General features: G+C 39.7%; 1 protein-coding gene. It reads right to left on the bottom strand.

Translation table 11 applies throughout. From position 1 onward, the window contains the following. Positions 1–219 (bottom strand): hypothetical protein (locus tag L979_RS16510; protein ID WP_047692864.1); only part of this gene is annotated, 219 nt, incomplete at both ends.

Raw genomic sequence — 219 nt, 5'->3', positions numbered from 1 at the left:
AAGCGTCAACCCCTTCAGGACGTAGCCATTTACCTTGTTTAACTCCATTCTTTTCCATGAACTCAATCACTTTAGTTGGAGTTTCTGGTTCGTCCCACATATTATATTTTGCTGAATGGTATTTACTAAACATTTCAAGCGTTTCGATGTAGCTATCTTTCAGAAGTTCCGTGTCAAGCAATTTTTGGGCTTTCTCAGCACGTTTAGCAAGTCGTTCGT

Origin of the sequence: Kocuria sp. ZOR0020, from assembly GCF_000800955.1 — a bacterium.
Lineage (GTDB): Bacteria > Actinomycetota > Actinomycetes > Actinomycetales > Micrococcaceae > Kocuria > Kocuria subflava.
The sequence above is the reverse complement of the archived record's forward strand: the minus strand, read 5'-3'. Positions and strand labels throughout refer to the sequence as shown.